The following is a 22718-nucleotide window of genomic DNA, read 5'->3' as shown; positions in this document are numbered from 1 at the left end:
CCGCGGATGTGAAATATTGTACCACTCAGCTAGTATCATTTCCATCTGCTGCATGCTTTTAGCCGGATGAAGGTTTCATGAAACAGCAGAGCGAATCAGCCGTGAAATACGACGGTTTTGTTCTGATGGACGAGGATCCTGTCCTCTGCATGCCATTTCACGGCCCGCGCGAGTACGACCCGCTCGATCGTGCGGCCGATCCGCTTCAGGCTCGGCACGTCGTCCCGGTGGCTGACGCGCTGCACGTCCTGTTCGATGATCGGTCCTCCGTCCAGCTCCTCGGTCACATAGTGGGCTGTCGCCCCGATGATTTTGACGCCGCGGTCGTAAGCTTGCGCATAAGGCTTGCCTCCGACGAAGGCGGGCAGGAACGAATGGTGGATGTTGATGATCCGGTTCGGGAACTGCTCGATCACTTTGGGCGATACGATCTGCATATAGCGGGCCAGCACGATGAGATCCGCATTGCGGCCGATGATTTCGAGCTGCTTGCGCTCCGCCTCTGCTTTCGTGTCCGCGGTGACCGGAATATGATGGTACGGAATGCCGAACGATTCCACGAGCGGCCGCATGTCGGGATGATTGCTGATGACCATGGCGATATCGACGTCGAGGTCGCCCGCCTGCCACTGCCAGAGCAGCTCCAGCAGGCAGTGGTCTTCCTTGGAGACAAATACCGCCAGCCTTTTCTTGCGGCTCGCCCTGAACGTATGCCACTTCATCTCGAAGCGGTCGGCCACCCGGGTGAAATCCTCCTGCAGAACGGGAAGCTGGGCGTCCATGTCGCTCAGGTCGAACTCGAAGCGGATGAAGAACATCCCTCCCTCCGGGTTCATCGTATATTGGTCGGATTGAACGATGTTCGCTCCGTGCTCGTACAGGAACTGCGATACTGCGGAGACGATGCCCGGCCGGTCCGGGCACGAGATGAGCATGCGCGCGCGTCCGGATTTGGACGGGGCGTCGATTGAAGAGTTGGTAGGCAATGGCATGAGAGAGGTCTTCCTTCCGTTTGTATGATGCCGACCTAGCATAGCCGGTCTTCGGCGCACATCCGCTGATGCACTCCAGCACTAAAGCAGCCGGCTGCAAAATCAGGCAGGAAAGGCTGCTCTCCTGCCTGATGGAACTGCTTTTGTGCTTGGATGCCCGCAGCTGCCCAGCTTTCAACTTCTATTTGCAGATGGAAACGGGTACGGCGATGATTTCCGCCGATGCGTCTAGGCGTTGACGAGAACCTGTTTGCCGGCGAACCAGAACGTGATCAGCTTGTTCAGCTCTTCCTCGGACATATCCGCGAACTCTCCGCCTTCGCGGGCCAGATCGTAGAGGCGCTCCAGCGGCTCGCGAGGATCCGCCTTGCGTGCCTTGGCGTCGCCCTTGAGCGTCTCCCAGACCGAGAGGACGTACGTGCGGCGGTCGATCTCCTGCTTGCCGAGGAAATGATGCAGGCGCTCCAGCTGATCGAAGAATCTCTCTCCGAAGCGTTCCATGCCGTCTCCGCGCAGAAGGGCGATCTCGGCGTCGTACATCGGACGCTGCTTCTTGGCGTCCTTGCCGATCCACGGCGTTTCGAGAATGAATGGCCTTCCCGCAAGCGCCTCGTGGTGGACGATGGCATGGATCGCGTCGTAGCCGAGCCAGCCCGAGCCGATCGGCGTATGGCGGTCCTTGCCGGAGCCGGCCGGGTTCTTCGTATCGTTGACATGGACGACGGCAACCTTGTCCAGGCCGACGATCCGGTCGAACTGCTCCAGCACGCCGTCCAGATCGCCGGCAAGGTCGTAGCCGGCGTCATTCATATGGCATGTATCCATGCATACGGTAAGGCGGTTGTTGGCCGATACCTTGTCCATAATCTGGGCGATCTCCTCGAAGGAGCGGCCGATTTCCGTGCCTTTGCCCGCCATCGTCTCCAGAGCGATGTTCACGTCGGTCTCCTCGACCCCGGAGAGAACCTCGTTCAAGCCTTCCGCGATCCGGTTGATGCCGAATTCGGCATCCTTGTCCGTGTAGGCGCCGGGATGCAGAACGATGTTGCGGACGCCGATGGCATGCGTGCGGCGGATTTCCTCCTGGAGGAAGCGGACAGCCAGCTCGAACGTATCCGGCTTGTAGGAGCCGAGGTTGATGATGTACGGAGCGTGCACGACGATCTCGCCGATGCCGGCGCTCTCCATGAGAGCCCTGCCCTCTTCGATATATAGCGAATCGATCGGCTTGCGCCGGGTGTTCTGAGGCGCGCCGGTATAGATCATGAACGAGCTGGAGCCGTAAGAGATGGCTTCCTGTGCAGCCGTGACGAGCCCCTTGTCGCTGAACGACACATGGGATCCGATTTTCAACATGCTTGAGCTCCCCTTTTATAAGCATTTGTCTTACGTAAAATAATCCATGCAGGAATGACCGCAATCCGTCCTTCATCGATCTTCCGCCTCTCCAATCGCAGGAGATGCCGTTCGACTTGGATAATCAGTCTTATTTTACAGGGTGCGTCGAAATAAATCTAGGAATAGGCTATAATTTGGATGAGGTGACATCACTACGATGAGAAATGCTCCGGATTGGTTTATGTACATGATTGTGTTTTGGGCATTCGTCATGATTGGAGCCATGTCGATCGGCGGCTTCTTCATGTTCCGCAAGTTCCTTAAGGTTCTTCCCAAAAAAGACGGAAAATCGAAGCTGGACTGGCAGAACTACTGGGTCGAACGCAGCCGCAGCCTATGGACGGACGATTCCAAGGCGCTGCTGGACGAGCTTGTCGCTCCGGTGCCTGGACCTTTCCGCGATATAGCGAAACACTCCATCGCCGCCCAGATCGGCCAGGTCGCGGTAGAGAGCGGAGCCAGCGAAGTGACCCGGAACCATTGCATCGAAGGTTACATCCGCGCCACTCCCAAGCGGGATTACCGGAGCCTGGTCACGTTTCTGAACAAGCAGGGCATCGACTACTCGGCCTACACGCATCTGCTCAATCGGTAACCGATTGGATCGCACTGGTCCGGGGTAATGGGAGATACTTGAAACGAACCCCAACGGAGGTGCTTCACCATGAACCTGACCCGAAAACGCCAAAAAGGCGCCCGCTCGCTGAGCCTGGCGCCGGCGAGCCTTGCCTTGATGTCGATGCTCATGCTCGCGTCGGGCTGCGGCGCCAAAAACGACGCGCCGGCCAATGCAAGCGCAGCCAACAATGGCGGAGTGGTGGATTCCTCGCAAGGAGTTTCGCCTGATTCCGTCGGCGATCCCGTTGCCGAGGCTACCCCTTCGCCGGACAAGGCAGGAACTGCTCCCAAGGAAGAGCCGACGACCCAGTCCCAGGAGCAGAAAGGCTCCGGAACCTACAATGGCTTGGCGGACGGACACTCGGTCGAGATCACGACGGATACGGACACGGTCGTCTTCCAGGCTGCCACGGATCAGATCAAGACGCTTCAGGATATCGAGACCGGCGAAAAGGTCGACTTCACCTATATTGTGAAAGAACTCGATACGGACAGCAGCGGCAAAGTCCAGCAGCGCTGGATCACATCCATTCAAAAATCTTCTTGACGGAGAGGCGGCTTGATGCGCGAGTGAGAATCGCTATTGCGGGGGGAAGCGGATTTATCGGACAGGCGTTGACGAAAGCGCTGGCCGAAGAAGGCCACTCAGGATGGATATTGACCCGATCCCGCAAAGGGAAAGCTTCCACCGGAACCGTTCCGGGAGGAAGCTTTTCTTCTGTGGCTTGGGATGATGCGGAGAGCGACCCTTCCCTGCTGGAAGGCGTCGATGCCGTCGTGAATCTGGCCGGAGCCTCCATCAGCCAGCGCTGGTCGGCAGCGGGGAAGCAGCGGATATTGAACTCGAGGCTGGACACCTCAAGCAGGCTGGCACGCATAATCGGCAGCCTCTCCGCCAAGCCCGCCGTGCTCGTCAACTCATCCGGCGTCAACGCTTATGGGAACTCAAGCGAGGAGACGTTCACCGAGCAAAGCCGGGTCTGCTCCATGGATTTCCTTTCTTCCGTCGTGCAGGAATGGGAGCATGCGGCAGCGTCCATACCGGCGGAGCGGACCGTGTATCTCCGTACTGGCATCGTCCTGGATCGAGACGGGGGCATCCTCCCCAAAATGCTCCTGCCGGTCCGCTTATTCGCCGGAGGCCCTCTCGGCAGCGGCAAGCAATGGATCTCCTGGATCCATCTCGAGGACATCGTCCGAATGATCCTGTTCATTCTGGAGACGGCAACGGTTGAAGGCCCCGTCAACGCATCGGCACCTGAGCCGGTACGCAACGAAGCCTTCTTCAAAATAGCCGCTGCCGCCATGAAACGGCCTTACTGGTTCCCGGTCCCGGCTCCTCTGCTCAAGCTGGCTCTCGGGGAGCAATCGGCGCTGCTTCTCGAAGGACAGCGTGTCGTTCCCGCCAAAGCTCTCGAAGCCGGCTTCGCGTTCCGCTATCCGACCCTGGAAGCCGCCATGAGTGAACTCCTTTAACGAGGAGCGGCATACTCATAGGAATAGCCATCGATCCCCGCAAGCTGGAGAACATCCCCGTTCTCCAGCTTGTAGCTTTTATAGGGAACCATCGGCCTGCCGTTGAGAAGAGATCCGTTGCGGGAGCCGAGATCCTTGGCCAAGCATCCGGATGGACCGGCCTCCAGCTCCAAATGGATTCTTGAGACCCCGGGAGAGCGATCCACTACGGCTACGCTTCCTTCCGCACGCCCGATCTGATTCCGCGACTCGCTGAGCTCCAGCTTTTCGGAGCTTCCGTCCTTGGACCGGAGCAGCGCATGACGAGATGAATTCCCCTCCTTCGCAACCGTTCCGCCGCCGGCGCCCAGCCATACGGTTTTGTCCGCAGGCGACGCAGCAGCCGAAGCCTCATGGGAATGGCTGGACCAATCGCCGCCATGAACCCCATGGGAAGAAAACCTATCCGCTTGGACGGCATGTTCGGAAAAAGTCGATCCAAGCCCGTTGCCGAAAGCCTGCTCGAGGAATTTCGGCTTGGATGGAAGGTCGATTGGCTTGTCGGATGGAATTGCGAATGGCTTGTCGGTTGGCTTGTCGGTTGGCTTGTCGGACGTAGGGGACAGCCAGCGCCGGCCCGATCCCAGCCTCCCTGAATCCGGCACGAAAAGCAGGCCGGCTTCCGCTTCCGCATCTCCTTCCTCCACCCGTTCGACCCCTATGCCCCCGTTCCTGCCCCAGAACCAGATCAGAACGCCAGCAGCGACAGCGGCAGTTCCGCAGCAAAGGAAGAGGGAACGATTGCCCGGATCCGGCATGTACATGAACTTCCAGGGCAGAGCTGCAGCTGCGATAACGGCTAGAGTGACGATTCCTTTATTCGGTTTGCTTTGTCCCTTGAACCGCGATGAATCCGCTATCGACAAGCTGCAGGCTTCATCGGCCTCAATAGAATCTTTACCCTTGCTTGCCCGCGCATCGGGAGCTTGAACAATAGCAACATCCCGTCCGGCACGCCGCCCGGAAAATAAATCCTTCCGATCTAATAATTGCCCCAGATCCAGGTCCTTCTCATCCTCCCGGCACAGCGGCTCTCTGGCCGCTGTGCCGCTCCAAGCAAAAGAGCCTTGCCGATCTCTTTGCTCCGGCCAGCTCCGAAAGCGGCCTTCCTCCCCCGCCCCGCTGCGCGAGGAAGCCACGCCGATGCTTGGCATGCTTGGCATGGATGCGCAGGCTCCTTCATCTAAGGAGGCTGCATCCAGCAGCAGAGATCTGAGATCATGCATCGGCACATTGTCATCTCCTATCGCCTGCATCAGCGAGGCCAGCCGTCCATCGGGCTGGACGGAAGCCGAGGCGCGGGCTGCCATCGCCAGAAAGCGGATGCGAAGAGGAGGAACCGCTTGCGGGGGCGAAACGAGCGGAAGATAAACCAGCCCGATATCGCCCCAGCTGTCTCCCACAAAGATACAACTCTCATCCAGCACCAGGTTTTCCGGCTTCAGCATGTAAGAGCGGCACTCTTCGCAGATGGAAGCGACCGCCAGCATCAGGCTGTAGAACTGGGAGGCATCTCCAGCTCCTTCGGTCAGCTTGTGCTTCAGCATTTTTTTGCCGCCTAGCTTGTAGCGGAAGCGGACTTGTCCATTCCACATTTGCCATTCGACAGGAAGCAGGCTTGGCGGAATGCTGCTCTCCAGCATCGCCAGCTCCACTTCATCCAGCTCTTCCCGCCCAATGCCCCCTTCCGCGGAAAGAATCATTTCATGCTCCCGGTTCCATTCAAAATCCGCCAGAAGTGGTCCCATGCTCAAATCCTCCTTCGTTTCAAGAAAGCCATAATGTCACCATGCCCGGGAAGACGGCCAGCATGAAGGGAAAGCGGACGGGCGAAGTTGCCTCTCCTCCGCCGGCTGGTTCGGCGGCCGCATGTCCTGGACTCGGAATGTCGCCGCTGTCGTTGACGTCCGCTGGCGATTGGCCTGAACGAGGATTTGGCGATTGGCCTGCCGTCCACGGCAGGATTGCGGCTTCGCCGGACAATGCCTGCGTACCGGGCGCTGCTTTTCGAATCCTTGAGATTCGCCTGGCAATGAGGAACGCCGCCCCTCCGATTCCTCCGTACAAAAAGGAATACAGCATCAGCTCCGTCACAGCCAGCCAGCCCAGCCATGCGCCCGCCGCGCCGAAAAGCTTGACGTCGCCTGCACCGATTCCTCCGCATGCGTACAGGGCTAGGAGCGGAAGAAATCCCGCGGCCATTCCCGCAGCCGCGTGCAGCAAACCTTCCAGCCCCGAATCAAGCAAGTGCAGGAGCAAGCCAGCAGGAGCGAATGTCAGCGGCAGCCAATTCGGAATTCTCATGCTCCGGATATCCGTGCCGAAGGCGATGCTCACCAGCAGGAAACATCCCCACAGGTTCCATGCTTCCATTTGAATCCTCCCTCCTCTAAATCTTAAAAGCCCGAATCGGCAACGGCTTTTTTTTGCGGCTTTTTCACGGCTTTTTCGCGGATTTCTCACGGCTTTTTCTGGACAATGAAGGGCATCGATGCCGAGGCGCCGTCCGAAGTCGTGACCACGACTTCCCATTGTCCGGGAGTCGTATTGCCGGATACGAGCCAGGACCATTCCACATGTCCCGAGGCATCCGCAGTCTGCGTGCCCACGTGTTTGGATACGCTGTTGCCGCTTTTGTAGCGGACTTCCAGCGTGACCTGAGCTCCGGGAGAAGCGGCCGCTTCAAGAGTGGCTTTGCGTCCGGGCCTTGCCGGAATGGGATAAAGCTTCGTGATTCTGACTGTCGGGGAGGTATCGGGAGCATCCGCTCTGCCTTGGGATGGAAGCGGGTCCGGTATCCATACCCGCTCGGCCGCAGTTCGATGCAGGATGATTTTTTTGCCCAAAAAAGGAACCCTGATCGGAAACTCGTACTGCGCCTCCAGCTTCAGAAAACCGCTCTCTCCCCCTTCGAGATCCGGTAGCGAGAGGCTTGCCAGCGTAATTCGTGAAGGTTCAAGCGGCGTGTCCTCCGCAGCCTTGCGCAAAAAAGGCTCGAACACCGCGATGCCGACGGGTTCAGCGGCCATATCGGCGAGCGCTTTCCAGTCTCCCTGGAGCACGGCTGCGGCCAGCTCTCCTGCCGGATCCGGCAAATACGCCGCTGCCTCGGCAGCCGCCTGTCGCCAGTCGGGAAGCTGCGGCTGCGACGGGGAAGAGTCCACCTTCTGGACCGTTTCGGGCGTAGCCTGATGACCCGGATCTGTGGAGTCTTGCGGAGCCGGTTCCGGGAGCTTGCCTCCGTCCTGCTGAAGCAGCAGCATCGCCGGCCGGATATGCGCCGCCGTCTGTCGAGCCGCCTGATCTGCGGCTGCCTGAAGCGCAGTCTCTGCTGCCGAAAATTGAACAAATGCGGCCAGCAAGACCAGGAACAGCAGCAGGACGGGCATCACAAGCGCGGCTTCCAGAAGGATGGAGCCTTCTTCAGCGCGCGCGGCTCCATCCGGTTGCGGAGACTTGCTCCCCCTTTCCAAGGAAATGCGAGGAGAAGCGAACTGCCGACGAGAAGCCGAAATGCGAACTCTCCTGAAGGCCTTCAGTAGGACCAGCCTGCACGCGTAGACCATTCATACCGTCCTCCCGCCCCATGCTCAGGGCCGCTTCTGCCAAGCAGCCTCGCTGCTCCCGTCAGGAACCACAGCCGCATGGAAGCCTTCACCTCCACCGTCGCGCCCGCAGGCACCGAAGCCAAATTCGTCCCCGTATTGAGCTCGATGATCGCTATCATCCGGCTGAGACGGGAATCTTCGGAACCATGCAGCAAATAGAACAGCCTCAAGTAATCCAAATAGGACAGCTCTGCAGGGACATATTTGGAAATAGGAGCCTGGCCGGTGGCGAGGATCGCTCTCAAATCTCCGATCGCTTCCCTCAATCCATAAACTGCAGCCATCGCCAGCACCAGCAGCGGATGTCCGGCTCCGCGGCTCTCGATCAGTCCCTCCATGGTCCGGACCGCCAGACGGAAAGCAAAAAGCTCTCCGTATGCCGCGCCAAGATTTCCGGACGGATGGTTGAAGCCATATAGGATGTATTCCATTTCCTGGTTATCCAGCGAGGCCATAGCCGGAAAATGCGCATCTTGCCGGGCTCCTTCCCCATCCGGCCGCCGAGGTTCTCCGGCCGATCCGCTCAAGCCGGAAATCAGGCTGTCGAGCATGCGCGGATCCGCAAAGCTGAACCGCTGGGCCGCGTACTGCGCCGTGAACAGGCGCTCCCCGCCTTGGGACAGCAAAGCCCCCATCCCGGAGAATACGCCTCCAGCCAGCTTCTGCGAGCCTTTCACGGCTTCATCGGCTCCGGTGCTGCCGGAGACTCCTTCAAACGATGGTTTGTCCCCCCCGGCCTTGCCGGCTTCATCGGAACCGCCTCCTTCTTCAAGCCGCCGATTGAAGTCCATGCTGGCCTTGAACAAGCTCTCTGCTTGGCGGAAAGCTTCCAAGTCCTCCTCGGTTCCCTTCAAGCCCTCAATCGCATTCAGCAACTGCTGCGCTTCCCCCCAGAGAGCAGCGGCTTTCTTTTTTTCAGCTTTCCGCTCTTCTTTTCGGCTGTCCGCATTGCCGATGCTCGCAGCCTGCTCGGCCATCGTAGCGCCTGGCGCGATCCATTTGTCTTCATAAAATCTCCATTGGCGGGACAGCTCTTGCTCATGGATGGACAATCGGCTTGCCCATGACACGGAACGCTCCTCCAATGCCCGATGAAGTCCGATAGCCGCAGCTTGCGCCGATGAAGAAAAACTGCGGAAATCGTCGCGCTGCTCCAGGACGTTTTTTTCCGCTTGGGAAAACCAGTCCTCTCCAAGCAGCATATCCGATGCGCCATCAAGCACGGACACCGTTCCGGGAATGGAGTCGGCGGCAGCTGAACTGCCGGCCGGCAGCCGATAGGATGAATTCCCAGCCTCATCGCGCCCATCCAGCACGGCTTTCATCTCAAGCTCCGCCCTCCTGGCTGCTTCAAGCTGTTCCACAGCTTCATCCAGAACGGAATCATGGCTTCCTGATGCTTCCGCAGCCAATTGTAGCTTCGCTGATACTGCCATGGCTCTGTTTTCGTAATCCGCAATTTCGGACGCATGCGGCAATGGAGGCGGCAAAGGGCTCGGCGCAATGCAAGAGTTGGGTGCTGTACAAGGACTCGGTGTGGCGCCCGGACTCGGCGTCGGAAGGGCAGCCACCGCATCCTGCCATGCTCTTGTTGCCGCTTCATCCAGAGAAATCCATTCCAAATAAAGAGGGTATTCGGCCCCAATGGATTGGAGCCCGGATGCTCCCGCTCCGTTCGAGCCTCCTGTCCCGATCAGAGCGCCATGACCGCTTTGGACGGCATAATCCGCAGCCGCTTTCTGCAGCTTCAGCATGTTCTCAAGCGCCTGCTGCCTTTGGTCGAATGCCTGCTCGATACTTCCCAGCTTGTCGACGGTTGCAGCCGTTTGACCCATCGCTTCGGAGAGTGGACGGAATTTGTCGATCAGCTCCAGCGTCAGATCGATAGGAGCTTTGTATTTCATCTCCTGCATGATCTGACGGCCGAAGATGCGGTGGTCTCCCAGAAAATCCGCAGGCTCCACCGAGCTTCCGGAAACCTCCATGTCAAGCCAGCGCAAGCGGATGGAATCGCCGGGAACATTCCGCCCCGAACCGGTGTCGAGACCAAGCTGAACCGCTTCGGCCAGAAGCGCTCCGCCGTCGGTGCCTCCCCGACCGAACAATCCGTATCGCTCGTAGAGCGTCTCATCGTAAGCGGACAGGACGGAGCGGACCCCGGTCTGCGCCAAGCCTTCAAGCTTGTGGCGGAAGGAAGAAATTCTCGAATAATCAATCAATACCGCCATCAACAAAAGCAGAGCTGCCGATGCTGCGCATGCCCAGATCGTAACCGCGCCTTGAGTGCCGTCTTTCGGCAGCCCTTTTTCCCGGCATGCCTCCTCGTTCTTATTGGGCTCCTCCATAATTCTGCAGCACCTTTCCAGCCTTGTCCGGGGAGATATCCTCCGACGTTCGGAATTTCGCCGTGTAGTATCGGACAAGATCGATCGAGCGGATAAATTCGACCGGATCGGCAGGCTGAGCCTTGGCGGACGCGCCGATCTTCCTGCCGCCCGGCAAAGCAATCGGGACGGAAGGATAGACCCTTGTCTCGATGACGCCCAGCAAGCCGCGCCTGTAACGCATCTCTCCGGTCCATGATTCGTTCAGCCTCTCGCCAGCCTTGGCGAGCTTGGCGGCAGGCAGATCATCCGGCGCGGAGCCTTGGCTGTCCAATGAGTAGGCGGAGATCGACTCCGCCGACTGGCCCATATTCATCATGCCGCGCAGAAGTCCATCCTCCGCCAGCCTCCAATACAGGCCGTCGTCTTCGCCTGCAGGCGGCAAGCCCGAAGCCGCATCGCGCTTGCTGTTGTCCCATCGGAAAGCCGCCGCTTCGGAGGCCATGACCGCTCCGGAGTAAAAGACGCCTTGCTGAAAAATGTACAAAGCAATGAGGAAGTACAGGAACAAGGCTCCGAAGAGCAGCGGGAAGACGGTGCTCGCCTCCAGCGTAAAGCTTCCTCCGGTGGAGCTGCCGAACTTGCGGATCGAATCATTCAAAGATCGTGTTGGCCTGGTCATCCGCTTTTCCCATTAGGTTTTTTATGAGCTCGATGATCCAGTCCTTGAACAAAAGCGCGATAATAATGACGACAGCGATGATCAGAATGACCTCCAGCGTACCGAGACCGTCCTCCGACCTCCCGAATTTTCTTGCCGCCTTTTTGCAGCTGTACCATACTGCTGTGCTCATCCAGACCGCCTCCAAATAAAGTAATGATGACCATGAAAGAATCATTGACTAAAATCAGTTCATCAGCAGCATCGCGGGAGCTCCGACAAGGACCATGAGCAGAAAGAAAATCCCTGTCAGCGGAAACACCAGCTTGGAAGAAGCTTCCTCTCCGCGAGTGCGGGCCAGGCTCTTGCGCTTCTCCCACAAGGGATGGGAGATCTCGCGCAAGGATAGAGCGAGCTGTTCGCCGCCGCGACGATAGTTGAGCAAAAGCACCGTCGTGAATACCGACACCTCCTGAACGGCGCAGCGGCGGCTGAACGCTTCCATGGCGGCAGCAAAGGACAACCCGTTGCCCATGGCATGGACGGCGCGTCCAAGCTCTGCGTAAAGCAGCCTCTCCAGACCTCCTCCTGCCTCGCAGGCTGCGCATCTCGCCAATGCCTTCTGCATCGTTTCTCCGGCTCCGACAAGCAGCATGAGCTTGACCAGCAGGTCAGGCAAGGCAAGCAGCAAGGCTTGTTTCCGCTTGTCGAGGGATTCCCGGATATCCCGGATCTTCGAGGCCGGAATCAGCACTCCGCATGCGAACCCCAGCCAGGCGACAGCCTGCTCTCCGGCGGCGGCAGTCAGCAGCAAGCCGGCCAGAGCGGCTCCGCTTCCATGTATACATGTCCGCGCCAAATATCGCCGCGTAAGGTCCGGAGTCCATGCTTCTCCTTTCAGGATGACCATGGAGGCATGCAAGCCGGCTACATGCTCCTCGATGCGCGCCATCAGTCCGGCCTCTTCCACCGCCTGGAGCAACGCCGGAGCTCCGAAGCAAGCGGCAAGAGCCGGCTTGTCCCAGTGGAGCAGGACAGCAGGCAGCGGCCTGCCGCTGGCCGCCGCATGCCTCCACGCGGCGGTCAGCCATGCGGAAGCCATCAATCCAGCCAGCCATAATGTCCACATGGATCTCTTCCTCCTTTTACAGTCGGATAGCCATGATTCTCATCATCAGCCACCCGCATGCAGCCAGCATTGACAAAGCGGCTGTTATTACGGCATACCCTGCAGGCGCCGCGTAGAGAGGAGCCATATAGTCCGGCGCAGACCCGTGCAGAAATGCCATGAAAGCGAAGGGAACGCCTGTCATGATCTTGGCTTCGAAGCGCTTGCGGGAAATCATGACCTCAATTTCCTGGTTGATTTCGATCTTCTCCCCGATCGTCTGGGAGGTGCGCCTGATGATCTCGATCAGGTTGCCGCCCGTCCTCTTGCATGTAATGAAAACGTCGGCGAACTGCCGGATCTCCTCCACCCCGGATCGCGAGGCGAACTCGGCAAGCCCCGCCTCCAGCGGATCGCCGTTGCCGCATCGATGCCGGATCGCCTCCAGCTCGAGCATGAGATCGGAGCGCGACTCCGGGTACATGAGACGCAGATCGTCAAGCGAGGCGAAAAAAGCGTTTTCTACCGACTTCCCGGCCGCTAGAGAGGATGACAGCGAAAAAAGCATCTCCTTGAATTGCAGCCTAAGCTTCGCTTGGCGTCTGCGTCTCAAGTAGTCCCTGTACTTTCTCGGAACCAGAAGCCCTGCTACCGAGAAGGCGGCGGCGGCCGGCACGGACAAGTAGAACAAATAAATGGCGGCGAATATTGCCGCAGCCCCCGCTCCCGCGGAGACGGCGAATTGCTTGCGCGTCAAGGAGAAGACCGAGTAATCCGGCAGCCGGCTGCGCCAGGCAGACCCTGATCTTGCCGGCTCCCAGCCGAGCCGCGCTGCCAGCCGCCACATCTTGACGGGCTCGATTATGTTCAAGCGGCTGCTCAACTCCCGACTCTCCCCGCTTCTATTGGATGGAAACCGCAACGAACCCATTTGTCCATACGGGCCAGCGGCATGGGGAGCCGCCGGAGACGGCCACCCTCCGCTCCATCCTCATATCGGAACAAGGTTTCCAGCTGGATGTCTCCGTCCTTCATCCCCGTCACCTGCACGACTTCCTGCACTTTGCGGGAATGATCGCGCATCCGGGACAAATGAACGATGATGTCCAGCGCGGAAGCGAGCTGCTGCCGGATAGCCGCGAGCGGCAGCTCGGCCGCACCGCTCAATACCATCGTCTCAAGCCGGCTCAGCATATCCTTGGCGCTGTTGCTGTGGCCGGTACCCATGCTACCCGAGTGCCCGGTATTCATGGCTGCCAGCATGTCGAGCGCTTCAGCTCCTCTCACTTCCCCGACAATGATCCGATCCGGACGCATTCGCAGGGAAGCTCGGATCAGCTGTCTCATCGGAATCTCCCCCTTCCCCTCGGTATTGGCGTTCCGCGTCTCCAGCGACACCAGGTTCGGCGCCTGCAATTGAAGCTCCGCCGAATCCTCGATCGTGATGAGCCGCTCATCGGACGGAATGAACCTGGACAAGGCGTTCAGAAATGTCGTTTTGCCCGTACCGGTGCCGCCGCTGATGAACAGATTGAATCCCGCTCGTACGAGCTGCGCCAGGAATGCTGCGGATTCTTCGTCCAGACAGCCGGCCGCGATCAGATCGTTCATTAGCAGAGGCTTCTTGGGAAATTTCCGAATCGTCAGAACCGGGCCCTGCAAGGCTATCGGCGGCAGCACGATATGAACTCTCGATCCATCGGGCAGGCGCGCATCTACGATCGGGGAAGATTCGTTGACGACCCGGTTCACAGCGGCCACGATCGATTGGATGAGATCCTCCAGCCGCTCGCGGCTCTCGAAGGAGAGAGAAAGGCGTTCCAGCTTGCCGGACCGCTCCGCAAAAATCGACTCATGCCCGTTGATCATGATCTCCGTAACCGAGTCGTCATCCAGCAGCGGCTGAAGCACATCCAATCCCCGAAAGGAATAATAGAGACGCTTGACCAGCGCCAGCCTGTCGGTAGAAGTCAGTCTGGCGCCTCCCGGCCATTCGGCCACAGTCGCCTCTACCGCTGCCGTCAATCCCGAGTCGCTGATCTCTCCGCTCATGTCGACCAGGGAGCGGACCCGGGAGCGCAGCGAGGCGATTTCCTGCTGCAGGTCTTGTTCCCGGACAAAACCAGAGCTGTCTGTCCAGTATCGCGCGGCTGCCTCAGAGCGGTTCATCCGGCAAGCTCCGGAAGCATCCGCCGCAGAAGCTGCCGTACCGAACCGGCATAAGCTGGACTTACGTTCCCGCCTTCGCGGTAATGAGCCATAACGGGAAGAGCAGCGGCATATTCGAGCTGCGGATCCCTGGCGGCGTGCCCGCTGCCGCTCGTCAGCTCCGCCTCTCCCGGAAGCTCCTGCCTTGCCATGGATTGCACGAACCATACCTTCCGCTCCTCCATCCCAAGCCCCTCCGGGTACGCCCTCGCTGCATAGTCCAGCGCCGCGCGAGTTTTCGCCAGCGAGGATTCCGATGAGCGGACAAGCCAGGCGATGCGGCCGCTGCGCTGCCAGATCGATGCGGAGGCATCGTCAAGCCGGCTGTCCATATCCGCCACGATGAAATCGTAAAATCCGCCGCCGGCAAGGAAATCGAGCAGCAGGGCAGCGTCCTCGCCGGTCATGGCCAGCCGTTCCTCCGGTCCCGGAGACGGCGGGAAATAGTCGCATTTCATACCGCTGCTGAACGTGCGGATTTGGGCAAGCTGCCTGGCCGCATCCTGCTTGCCCGCCTTGAGGCAGTAAAGCAGCCTGCCGATTCCTCCTTCCATTTCGGGGGGGCTTGCGCCCAGAAAAACCTCCGAAGCCTCCCATACCTCGAAGTTGAGGTACAGCACCCGCTTGCCCTGCGCCGCCGCTTGCCTGGCCAGCTCTGCGGAGAGCAAGGTCTTGCCCTGCCCTCCTGCCGGATCATATACGGCCGCCACAAACGCTCTGCCGTCTGCCGATGCTCCGAGCGCATCTCTCCCCGCATGCATCGCTTCCATGGACGCCATCAGCTCCGGAAGCGGCCTGAACTGCAGCAGCTCCGGATATCCCCCTCCCTCGCCCCGCCTTCGGACAAGAACGGCCAGCCTGGACGCCGGACAGGCTTTCTCGGCTTCGCTGACGAATGCGGGCTCGACGAGAACCAGATCAACCGGATACCCTCCCTTCAGATAACCGCGAAGACTGTCCGGAGTCGTGCAAGTCGTCACGCGCCATCTGCCGCCTCCGGGCATATCCCGCATATATTCGCATAAGCGCCTGGCGTATTCGCCGTCGGCAGCCAGAATAAGATCAAGCTTTTTCATGGAGTCCTCCTTCATGGAGACGCAAAAAAGCACCGCAAACGCAACAGGGGGCTTCCCTGATCGTTCGCGGTGCTTCCGCATGACCAAAATGTAGTTGGATCAACTATATCACGGAAATTGAAATCCCGTCAATTTCTTTCTCGTCAGCCTTTGGCGGAGAGGCTGGCCTGCATTTTGTTCCAGTCAGCCGTAAATCTTTCGATGCCGATATCCGTCAACGGATGCTTCCACAGCGACGGCAGCAGGGAGCCCGGAATCGTAGCGATATGCGCTCCGGCGACCGCAGCCTGCTTCACATGCTCCAGATTGCGCACGCTGGCCACGATGATTTCGGTCTGGAACTTGTAATTGGTGATGATTGTCGTCAAGTCGCGTACAAGATCCATGCCGGTCATGCCGATGTCGTCCAGCCTGCCGACGAACGGACTGATGAACGTCGCTCCCGCCTTGGCCGCCATGAGCCCTTGAGCGGCAGAGAATACGAGCGTCACATTGGTTTTGATTCCTTTTTGGGAGAGGGCATGGGTCGTGAACAGGCCGTCTTCCGTCAGAGGGACCTTGATGACGACGTTCGGCGCCCATTCCGCGATTTCGAGCGCTTCCTTGAGCATTTCATCGCTCGTGGTGCCCGTGACCTCGGCGCTGACCGGACCGGATACGATGCTGCAGATTTCCTGCACGACTTCCTTGAATATGCGGCCTTCCTTGGCAACCAGCGTCGGATTCGTGGTCACTCCGTCTACAAGACCCAGCTTGGCGATCCGTTTGATTTCCTCGACATTGGCGGTATCCAAAAAGAATTTCATGCTTCTCCTGCCTCCTGTTCATATGTCCATCCGTTTTTTTACCCTTTCGGCCAAAAAGACAAACCATGAATCCGCCGGCTTTGTTGCCGGCAAGCTCAGCCGGAAAGTTCAAAGCCCTGACCTTTAACATGCTCGCCGACACCGGCAGCTTATTCCAAGATTTCCGCCGCCGGGTTCAACCTTTTTCAGGGATGCTTCCACCATCCGCTTGAAGCTCACGAAAACGCTTTGGCTCGGGACAAGCATACTCCCGACGCCCTCGGCGATTCAAGGGGCTTTATGGAATCTTCATGGAGAGCGGATGGCTTGCTTATAGGCGGGCATAACGCTGAAAGCAGCTGCGGCGATGAAACGAAAACCCCTTTCTCCGTTCCAGCGGGAATGGAGAAAGGGGTTCGAATTATGCTTCCGTCAGCTCCATGAACTGGCGGATGTCTTCGCGGGTCAGCGACACCGCGCTTTGCCAGAATCCGGCCTGCTGCAGGTTCACTCCCAGATGCTTGAGCGCCAGCTCCTCTACGGTCATGCTGCCCGTATCGCGGAGAAGGTCGACATAGCGGGAAGCGAAGGACGGACCTTCCTCCTTGGCTTTGGCGTACAGGCCCGCGCTGAACAGATAGCCGAAGGTGTACGGGAAGTTGTAGAAGGGAACATCCGTAATGTAGAAATGAAGCTTCGCTGCCCAAAAATGAGGATGCGCCTCGTCAAGCACGCCGCTGAACGCTTCGCGCTGAGCTTCGACCATCAGCTCGTTCAGGCGCTCGACGGAAACTTCGCCGTTGCGGCGCTCTTCATAGAAACGGACCTCGAACAGCAGCCGGGCATGGATGTTCATGTAGAACGACACGCCGTTCTGGATCTTGAGCTCAAGCAGCGACAGCTTTTCTTCCTTGGTCTGCGCCTGCTCGAGCTGGGATTCCGCCACGATCATCTCGGCGAAGGTGGAAGCCGTCTCGGCCACATTCATGGCATAGTTCTGAGAAAATGCCGGCAGTCCCTCCATCACATATTGATGGTAGGCATGTCCGAGCTCATGCGCGAGCGTGGACACATTGTCCTCCGTCCCGGAGTAGGTCATGAAAATACGGGTCTGTCCCGTCGCGGGGAACGAGGTGCAGAAGCCGCCAGGACGCTTGCCGGGGCGGTCCTCCGCCTCGATCCAGCCTTCGCGGAACGCCTTGTCGGCGAACTCGGCCAGAGCCGGGTCGAACTTGGCAAATTGCTCGCGGATCAGGTCGCAGCCTTCCTCGTACGGAATATGCTTGGAAGCGCCGCCGATCGGCGCCGTGATGTCATGCCATGCCAGCTTCTCAAGTCCGAGCAGCTTGGCCTTGCGCTCGAAATAGCGCACCAGATCCTGCTTGCCTTCGTTGATCGCTCCCCACATGGCATCCAGCGTCGCCTGCGTCATCCGGTTGACCTTGAGCGGCTCCTTGAGGACGTCGCTCCAGCCGCGGCGGTCGTACAGCTTCAGTCTGAAGCCGGAAATATGGTTCAGCGCATCGGCGCAAAGCTGGGCATGCTCCGCCCACTCGCGCTCCCACTCGGCGAAGGACTCGGCCCGCACGGTGCGGTCCGCCTCGAACAAGCGGTTGAACATCTGGCCTGCGGACAGCTCCTTCTCTTGACCGTCCTTGTCCTTGGCGCGGAACTTCGCGAGGGAGACGATGCGGCTGTATAGATTGCCCCAGCCATGATAGCCGTCTACGGCAAGGTCGGCCGCCAGCGCTTCCAGCTCGGGACTCAGCTTGTCCTTGGCGTTCTGGCGCCGCTCGTTGAGATAGAAGCGGACCGGAGAGCTCTGAACCCAGCCGTCCCAGATGGAATCGGGAGTGCGGCTGATGAGGTCGTCGAAGCGGGTGAGCGCGATGAGGTAGTCCGCTTCCAGAGACTGGATGCGGCCGTTGAGAGCGGTAGCCGCAGTATTGGCCACATTTTCCGCCATCAGGCATCCGACGAAGGAAGCGGCTTCATGCAGGCGGACCTGAATGGATTGAAGGGTCTCCGTCCACTCCTCCAGCTGTTCCGGCCTCGCCCCGGGAACTCCTTCCGAACCGGAAGACGCCAGCATCGTCTGGCTGATTCGGGCGATATCGGCCTTCACGCCCTTGAGAACTTCCTCCAGCTCCGGGGATGCGGCTCCCCCTTTGAAAAAGACATCCAAATCCCATGTCAGCGGGTATGTATTGGTTTCCATGGACGGTCTCCTTTCGGCAGGCAGCTGCCCGCCATGGGCTATCCGGCAGAAGCGATCGGTTTGCACCGCCGGCGTTCCCGTTGTATAACTGAATTATATCGCCAATCCGCTCCGACGCGCTACCCTGTTCTGCGGAGACGGAACCGGCCTGAGGAGGCACCGCCATGTCCAGACCCCTGCAGCTGTCAGCCGAAACCGCGGTTCGGCTGGCCAAAGAGCTCAACATTCCGCTGGAGCATCTCATGCATATGCCCCGCCACATTCTGCTTCAGAAGATGGCCGAGCTTGCCAAAAACGCGCCGGACACCTCGAACGATGCGGAGTCCGCACCCGATCCGCAGCAAGGCGATTCCCATGATCCCGTTTGAAAAGGCTTTGCCTTACGACGTGATGATGAAGGACGTCTATGTAACCTGTCCCTTTTGCGGAACAGACCATGTCCTGCTGCCCTTGAAGCCTGCCGATCTGAAAAGCGTGTCATCCGGAGCCAAGAGGCTGCTCGTATTTCCATGCTGCCACAGCCGGGTCACGCTGGTCGATGCCGACAAGGACTATTTGCTCACCGATACCGACCTGCGCCGCCTTCAATGATCATGCTCAGGCCAAATTGAAAAAGGGCGTTGCCCCGTCATGATGACGGGGCAACGCCCTGATTGCTTTTGAACAAGGATTGAAAGCTCAGCCGATAGCCTGCGCCTCATAACCTCCGCTTGCTTGCGGAATGCCCCCCATCATCCATTCAGGGGCATCCTCGTTTCCTTCGCGCACCAGCTGCCACTGGCTGCGGCTTGCCTTGATCATGGCGGCGTCCACAATCCGCTTGTCGTTCACCACTCTCGAGAACCACCACACCGCTTCCTTCCGTTCGCCGAGACGCCTGTGCAGCTCTCCGATCAGGTACATGAGCTTGGCGTCATTGTCCACTTTCTCGGTTTCGTACACACGCTGGTAAGATTCCAGCGCATGCCGGAGAAACCGCAGTTCCTGCTCGCTGTCGCCCTCGTCCCGGTACAGCCAGGCGATATGATGGAGAAGCCCGGCGATCAGACGATCCTTGTCCTGCGCGGCCACGGCACTGAGCAGGGCCAGCTTGTAGCAGTCCAAAGCCTGGCTGTGCGTGCGCGGTCCGCTATAGCTGCGGGGCTGCCACATCCGTCCATACAGGAAATAATAATTTTCCTTCTGCGCATCGTTGAGGTTGCTCAAGCTGTTCTCCGTCGTCGAAAAGCCGCATTGCGGGCAAACCCGGACGACATAATAGTCGGCATGAATTCCCTTGAAGCGGGAACAGAAATCGGTGTCGACCGCTGCGGCCCGCTTGAAGCTCGGGCGGACTCGGGGTGTCTCGAATCCGTTGCCGCAGCAAGGGCACAGTGCGGCGGTCTGATATAGCGGCTCCATGTGGAGATCATCTCCTTAGCTTTCGTTGCCTCCGTCCGAAGCGGTATTGACGAAATGATGGGCAGGTCCTGACAGCCGCTCCAGCACATGGGACTTCAAATCCTCCGGCATGCCGATCTCCTCCAGAGCCCCGCTCATGCAGGCGAGCCAAGCAGCGGCATGTTCCTTCGTAATCGCGAATGGAAGATGGCGGGCGCGCATCATCGGATGCCCGTGCTGATCGGAAAACAAAGCAGGTCCGCCGAAAAACTGGGTCAGAAATTGGATTTGCTTTTCCATAACCGGTCCGATGTCCCGCTGAAACAGCGGTGACAGCAGCTCGTCCTTTTGGACTCTAGGATAAAAGGCCTCCACCATTCTTGCTACAGTCTCATGGCCGCCCATCAATTCGTATAGGCTGTTATATCTATTCATCGGCAAGGATTGCCTCCCTTATTAGTTCTTTAGTCTTGTTTTCTTCTTCTTCACGAAAGCCTTTACATACAAAAAAACGCCCGCTTCCGCGGGCATTTGGAATGTGGTTATAGTAGGATTCTTCAGCTATCGTATTCTTCTTCACCAGGAGCCATAAGGGACTCGCGAATCACATACACAAAAGCACAGACCAGAATGCCGGCGACAATACTCATGTCCATCACTCCAAGCATGGTAAAGGTAATGCTATTGTACCATATCGCCCCGTAAATGCCACCCCTTTTTGCAAGCGTTTTCTATTGATTTTTTTCATCATTCGGATTTTTCCGACTTCTCCATCCAGCCCTCAATGAGCGGCTGCGATTCGGCTTCTGTTTGTCCAGCGCTGCTCATATCTTAAGGGTAACCAGGCTTCAAAAGGAGGAACGGATCGTTACATGGCAAGAATGCTGCTTCATCCCAGTACCGTGACCGCCTTCTGCGCGGCGCTGCTTGTGGCGCTGATGGCCGTTTTTCCCGAACCGGTCCTCCATTCTTCCTTGAGAGGACTAGCCATCTGGTGGGAAGTTCTTTTTCCTGCGCTCTTTCCTTTTTTCGTCATCTCGGAGCTGATGCTCGGCATAGGAATCGTCCACTTCATGGGCAAGCTGATGGATCCGTTCATGCGTCCGCTTTTTCGGATTCCCGGCAACGGCGGCTTCGTGCTCGCAATGGGCTATTTGTCTGGGTATCCGGTCGGCGCCAGGCTCACCTCCCAGCTGCGCGACCAGCAGCTCCTCACGCGGGTGGAAGGAGAGCGGCTCGTCGCCATCACGACGACCTCGGATCCCATCTTCCTGATCGGAGCCGTGTCGGTCGGCTTCTTCCACCAGCAGGCTCTTGCCCCGATTCTTGCAGCCGCCCATTACGGCGGCAGCCTCATCGTCGGCATGCTCATGCGTTTCCACGGTGCCAGGGAATTGGATACAGCCCTGCGAGCCGGACATTCCGGTACGGGAAAGAAGCAACGCGGCCTAAGCGCGGCCTTGAAGGCGATGCACGAAGCGAGGCTGCTCGACGGACGCTCCTTCAGCGTGCTGCTCAAGGATTCCATCGCTTCCGGCCTCAGGCTCATGGTCGTTGTCGGAGGCCTCGTCGTCGTGTTCTCCGTGCTGATGGAGCTGCTGCGCCAAGCCTCGGTGCTAGGGGCGCTGGAGCATTCCGTCGCAGCCTTGTTTGTTCTGTTCGGCTTGTCCGGCGATATGGCCGCTCCTTTCGTAAGCGGGCTGTTCGAGGTCACTCTCGGCGCCAAGGCTTCTGCCGAAGCCGGAGTGCCGCTCATCCATCAGGCAGCGGCCGCCGCATGGGTGCTGAGCTGGGCCGGACTGTCCGTCCATGCCCAGATCGCCAGCCTGCTCAGCCATACCGGCTTGCGCTACCGTCCCTTCCTGCTCGCAAGGCTCGCGCACGGCCTTATCGCTGCGGCGCTTGTCTATCTGCTGTGGGGGTGGCTCGGACCGGGCTGAAGTGCGTTCGACATTGTTTTCACACCGGTTTTCCGCTATCATCAGGTTATCCTGTTTGTTTCGGAAGGAGCGCCATTTCTTGATCAATTATGTGGTACTCAGCAGAGGCGACCGGTATTCCAATGAATTGACGGAGCGTTTCCACCTGCTGGCTGCGTCACGAGGCTTCGTTCGCAACGACAAGAAGCCGGATACCGTCGTTTCCATTGGCGGGGATGGCACCCTGCTCCATGCTTTCCATACTTATTTGGACCGAGTCGACGACATCGCCTTCGTCGGCGTCCATACCGGCCATCTCGGCTTCTACGCCGACTGGAAGGCCGATGAGATCGAGCAGCTCATCGAGATGATGGCCGAGCAGAAGCCGCGCATCGTCCGTTATCCGATCGCCCAGATCGAACTGGATACCCCGGAGGGAGTAACCGGATATTTGGCCTTGAACGAATTCACGCTCAAGGGCGTCGACGGCACTCTCGTCGTGCAGGTCAACATCAACGACGAGCCCTTCGAGACCTTCCGCGGCGACGGCATGGTCATATCGACGCCGTCGGGCAGCACCGCTTACAACAAGAGCCTCAACGGAGCTGTCATCCACCCATCCATTCCTTCCCTCCAGCTCGCGGAGATCGCATCGATCAACAACCGCGTCTACCGGACGCTCGGCACCTCGGTCATCCTGCCCGAGCATCACCACTGCGACATCGTCTCCAAAAAGGACCAGAGGCTGCTGCTGACGATCGATCATCTGAGCATCGAGAGGGCGGATATCCGCTCCATCCGCTGCAGCGTCGCTCCAGCCAAAATCAGCTTCGCACGCTACCGTCCGTTCCCTTTCTGGAACCGGGTGCGCGATGCGTTCATCGACTTCAGCGACAATTGAAAATCGG

The 22718-nt window shown here is 58.8% G+C and carries 23 protein-coding genes; 7 read left to right on the top strand and 16 right to left on the bottom strand.

Annotated features, from left to right (window positions below; all coding sequences use genetic code 11):
• Positions 1 to 95: 95 nt before the first annotated feature.
• Positions 96 to 992 (bottom strand): formyltetrahydrofolate deformylase, encoded by an 897-nt coding sequence (purU, locus tag CIC07_RS07165; RefSeq protein WP_076358453.1) that lies wholly within the window; start codon positions 990 to 992, stop codon positions 96 to 98.
• A 228-nt stretch (positions 993 to 1220) separates the two neighbouring features.
• Positions 1221 to 2348, bottom strand: a complete 1128-nt coding sequence (locus tag CIC07_RS07160) for a deoxyribonuclease IV (protein ID WP_076358454.1) — start codon at positions 2346 to 2348, stop codon at positions 1221 to 1223.
• Positions 2349 to 2547: 199 nt separating this feature from the next.
• Here CIC07_RS07160 and CIC07_RS07155 point away from each other — a divergent pair, with 199 nt between their 5' ends.
• From CIC07_RS07155 to CIC07_RS07145, 3 genes are all read left to right on the top strand, one after another.
• Positions 2548 to 2985 (top strand): DUF2621 domain-containing protein, encoded by a 438-nt coding sequence (locus CIC07_RS07155; protein ID WP_076358455.1) that lies wholly within the window; start codon positions 2548 to 2550, stop codon positions 2983 to 2985.
• Between the two features lie 69 nt (positions 2986 to 3054).
• Positions 3055 to 3555 (top strand): LytA/YqiH family protein, encoded by a 501-nt coding sequence (locus tag CIC07_RS07150; protein WP_076358456.1) that lies wholly within the window; start codon positions 3055 to 3057, stop codon positions 3553 to 3555.
• Between the two features lie 23 nt (positions 3556 to 3578).
• Positions 3579 to 4484 (top strand): TIGR01777 family oxidoreductase, encoded by a 906-nt coding sequence (locus CIC07_RS07145; RefSeq protein ID WP_076358457.1) that lies wholly within the window; start codon positions 3579 to 3581, stop codon positions 4482 to 4484.
• Here CIC07_RS07145 and CIC07_RS07140 read toward each other — a convergent pair.
• The 12 genes from CIC07_RS07140 to CIC07_RS07085 all read right to left on the bottom strand — a co-directional run bounded on the left by CIC07_RS07140 (position 4481) and on the right by CIC07_RS07085 (position 18511).
• Complete coding sequence (locus CIC07_RS07140; protein WP_076358458.1) at positions 4481 to 6271, bottom strand: DUF6382 domain-containing protein; 1791 nt, start codon at positions 6269 to 6271, stop codon at positions 4481 to 4483. The two genes, CIC07_RS07145 and CIC07_RS07140, sit on opposite strands and share 4 nt — an antisense overlap.
• A gap of 19 nt (positions 6272 to 6290) precedes the next feature.
• Complete coding sequence (locus CIC07_RS07135; protein ID WP_076358459.1) at positions 6291 to 6896, bottom strand: A24 family peptidase; 606 nt, start codon at positions 6894 to 6896, stop codon at positions 6291 to 6293.
• A gap of 86 nt (positions 6897 to 6982) precedes the next feature.
• Entirely contained in the window at positions 6983 to 7912 is a 930-nt protein-coding gene (locus CIC07_RS07130) for a hypothetical protein (protein ID WP_234993022.1), read from the bottom strand.
• Between the two features lie 146 nt (positions 7913 to 8058).
• A complete protein-coding gene (locus CIC07_RS07125) occupies positions 8059 to 10476 on the bottom strand; it encodes a hypothetical protein (RefSeq protein WP_076358461.1) in 2418 nt (805 codons plus the stop codon).
• Entirely contained in the window at positions 10460 to 11116 is a 657-nt protein-coding gene (locus tag CIC07_RS07120) for a hypothetical protein (protein WP_076358462.1), read from the bottom strand. Before CIC07_RS07120 ends, CIC07_RS07125 begins: the two co-directional genes overlap by 17 nt.
• Positions 11109 to 11309, bottom strand: coding sequence for a Flp1 family type IVb pilin (locus tag CIC07_RS07115; protein ID WP_076358463.1), 201 nt, complete (start codon positions 11307 to 11309; stop codon positions 11109 to 11111). The genes CIC07_RS07120 and CIC07_RS07115 overlap by 8 nt, the downstream gene beginning before the upstream one ends.
• Positions 11310 to 11363: 54 nt before the next feature.
• Positions 11364 to 12245 carry a type II secretion system F family protein gene (locus CIC07_RS07110; RefSeq protein ID WP_076358464.1) on the bottom strand — a complete coding sequence of 294 codons (882 nt, stop codon included), beginning with the start codon at positions 12243 to 12245 and terminating at the stop codon, positions 11364 to 11366.
• Positions 12246 to 12261: 16 nt separating this feature from the next.
• Positions 12262 to 13107: a type II secretion system F family protein gene (locus CIC07_RS07105; protein ID WP_240923504.1), complete on the bottom strand. Its 846-nt coding sequence runs from the start codon at positions 13105 to 13107 to the stop codon at positions 12262 to 12264.
• A complete protein-coding gene (locus CIC07_RS07100) occupies positions 13104 to 14276 on the bottom strand; it encodes a TadA family conjugal transfer-associated ATPase (protein ID WP_200801156.1) in 1173 nt (390 codons plus the stop codon). Before CIC07_RS07100 ends, CIC07_RS07105 begins: the two co-directional genes overlap by 4 nt.
• 113 nt (positions 14277 to 14389) lie before the next feature.
• The gene (locus CIC07_RS07095; RefSeq protein ID WP_076358465.1) at positions 14390 to 15508 is read right to left on the bottom strand and encodes a P-loop NTPase family protein; all 1119 of its coding nucleotides are present in this window, start codon (positions 15506 to 15508) and stop codon (positions 14390 to 14392) included.
• A 143-nt stretch (positions 15509 to 15651) separates the two neighbouring features.
• The gene (gene fsa / locus CIC07_RS07090) at positions 15652 to 16314 is read right to left on the bottom strand and encodes a fructose-6-phosphate aldolase (protein WP_076358466.1); all 663 of its coding nucleotides are present in this window, start codon (positions 16312 to 16314) and stop codon (positions 15652 to 15654) included.
• 400 nt (positions 16315 to 16714) lie between these two features.
• Complete coding sequence (locus tag CIC07_RS07085) at positions 16715 to 18511, bottom strand: M3 family oligoendopeptidase (RefSeq protein WP_076358467.1); 1797 nt, start codon at positions 18509 to 18511, stop codon at positions 16715 to 16717.
• A gap of 164 nt (positions 18512 to 18675) precedes the next feature.
• Between CIC07_RS07085 and CIC07_RS07080 the strand changes: the two genes are divergently transcribed.
• Positions 18676 to 18879 (top strand): YycC family protein, encoded by a 204-nt coding sequence (locus CIC07_RS07080; RefSeq protein WP_076358468.1) that lies wholly within the window; start codon positions 18676 to 18678, stop codon positions 18877 to 18879.
• Positions 18866 to 19102, top strand: coding sequence for a hypothetical protein (locus CIC07_RS07075; RefSeq protein WP_076358469.1), 237 nt, complete (start codon positions 18866 to 18868; stop codon positions 19100 to 19102). The genes CIC07_RS07080 and CIC07_RS07075 overlap by 14 nt, the downstream gene beginning before the upstream one ends.
• Before the next feature lie 87 nt (positions 19103 to 19189).
• Here CIC07_RS07075 and CIC07_RS07070 read toward each other — a convergent pair whose 3' ends face one another.
• Together CIC07_RS07070 and CIC07_RS07065 are read right to left on the bottom strand one after the other, a co-directional pair.
• Positions 19190 to 19912: a DUF2225 domain-containing protein gene (locus CIC07_RS07070; protein ID WP_076358470.1), complete on the bottom strand. Its 723-nt coding sequence runs from the start codon at positions 19910 to 19912 to the stop codon at positions 19190 to 19192.
• A 15-nt stretch (positions 19913 to 19927) separates the two neighbouring features.
• The gene (locus tag CIC07_RS07065; RefSeq protein ID WP_076358471.1) at positions 19928 to 20326 is read right to left on the bottom strand and encodes a globin domain-containing protein; all 399 of its coding nucleotides are present in this window, start codon (positions 20324 to 20326) and stop codon (positions 19928 to 19930) included.
• Positions 20327 to 20763: 437 nt separating this feature from the next.
• Here CIC07_RS07065 and ylbJ point away from each other — a divergent pair, with 437 nt between their 5' ends.
• Complete coding sequence (gene ylbJ / locus CIC07_RS07060) at positions 20764 to 21831, top strand: sporulation integral membrane protein YlbJ (RefSeq protein ID WP_076358472.1); 1068 nt, start codon at positions 20764 to 20766, stop codon at positions 21829 to 21831.
• Positions 21832 to 21913: 82 nt separating this feature from the next.
• Complete coding sequence (locus CIC07_RS07055; RefSeq protein ID WP_076358565.1) at positions 21914 to 22711, top strand: NAD kinase; 798 nt, start codon at positions 21914 to 21916, stop codon at positions 22709 to 22711.
• The last annotated feature ends 7 nt before the right edge of the window (positions 22712 to 22718 follow it).

The organism is Paenibacillus sp. RUD330, assembly GCF_002243345.2.
Lineage (GTDB): Bacteria > Bacillota > Bacilli > Paenibacillales > Paenibacillaceae > Paenibacillus_O.
This window is presented reverse-complemented; position numbering and strand designations above follow the sequence as displayed.

Excerpts from the sequence above, each read along its gene's own strand:
- CIC07_RS07155 (WP_076358455.1), top strand. The coding sequence starts at position 2,548 with ATGAGAAATGCTCCGGATTGGTTTATGTACATGATTGTGTTTTGGGCA.
- ylbJ (WP_076358472.1), top strand. The coding sequence starts at position 20,764 with ATGGCAAGAATGCTGCTTCATCCCAGTACCGTGACCGCCTTCTGCGCG.
- CIC07_RS07135 (WP_076358459.1), bottom strand. The coding sequence starts at position 6,896 with ATGGAAGCATGGAACCTGTGGGGATGTTTCCTGCTGGTGAGCATCGCC.
- CIC07_RS07095 (WP_076358465.1), bottom strand. The coding sequence starts at position 15,508 with ATGAAAAAGCTTGATCTTATTCTGGCTGCCGACGGCGAATACGCCAGG.
- CIC07_RS07080 (WP_076358468.1), top strand. The coding sequence starts at position 18,676 with ATGTCCAGACCCCTGCAGCTGTCAGCCGAAACCGCGGTTCGGCTGGCC.
- CIC07_RS07150 (WP_076358456.1), top strand. The coding sequence starts at position 3,055 with ATGAACCTGACCCGAAAACGCCAAAAAGGCGCCCGCTCGCTGAGCCTG.
- CIC07_RS07130 (WP_234993022.1), bottom strand. The coding sequence starts at position 7,912 with ATGCCCGTCCTGCTGCTGTTCCTGGTCTTGCTGGCCGCATTTGTTCAA.
- CIC07_RS07115 (WP_076358463.1), bottom strand. The coding sequence starts at position 11,309 with ATGAGCACAGCAGTATGGTACAGCTGCAAAAAGGCGGCAAGAAAATTC.
- purU (WP_076358453.1), bottom strand. The coding sequence starts at position 992 with ATGCCATTGCCTACCAACTCTTCAATCGACGCCCCGTCCAAATCCGGA.
- CIC07_RS07065 (WP_076358471.1), bottom strand. The coding sequence starts at position 20,326 with ATGAATAGATATAACAGCCTATACGAATTGATGGGCGGCCATGAGACT.
- CIC07_RS07140 (WP_076358458.1), bottom strand. The coding sequence starts at position 6,271 with ATGGGACCACTTCTGGCGGATTTTGAATGGAACCGGGAGCATGAAATG.
- CIC07_RS07100 (WP_200801156.1), bottom strand. The coding sequence starts at position 14,276 with ATGAGCGGAGAGATCAGCGACTCGGGATTGACGGCAGCGGTAGAGGCG.
- fsa (WP_076358466.1), bottom strand. The coding sequence starts at position 16,314 with ATGAAATTCTTTTTGGATACCGCCAATGTCGAGGAAATCAAACGGATC.
- CIC07_RS07085 (WP_076358467.1), bottom strand. The coding sequence starts at position 18,511 with ATGGAAACCAATACATACCCGCTGACATGGGATTTGGATGTCTTTTTC.
- CIC07_RS07070 (WP_076358470.1), bottom strand. The coding sequence starts at position 19,912 with ATGGAGCCGCTATATCAGACCGCCGCACTGTGCCCTTGCTGCGGCAAC.
- CIC07_RS07160 (WP_076358454.1), bottom strand. The coding sequence starts at position 2,348 with ATGTTGAAAATCGGATCCCATGTGTCGTTCAGCGACAAGGGGCTCGTC.
- CIC07_RS07110 (WP_076358464.1), bottom strand. The coding sequence starts at position 12,245 with ATGTGGACATTATGGCTGGCTGGATTGATGGCTTCCGCATGGCTGACC.
- CIC07_RS07125 (WP_076358461.1), bottom strand. The coding sequence starts at position 10,476 with ATGGAGGAGCCCAATAAGAACGAGGAGGCATGCCGGGAAAAAGGGCTG.
- CIC07_RS07075 (WP_076358469.1), top strand. The coding sequence starts at position 18,866 with ATGATCCCGTTTGAAAAGGCTTTGCCTTACGACGTGATGATGAAGGAC.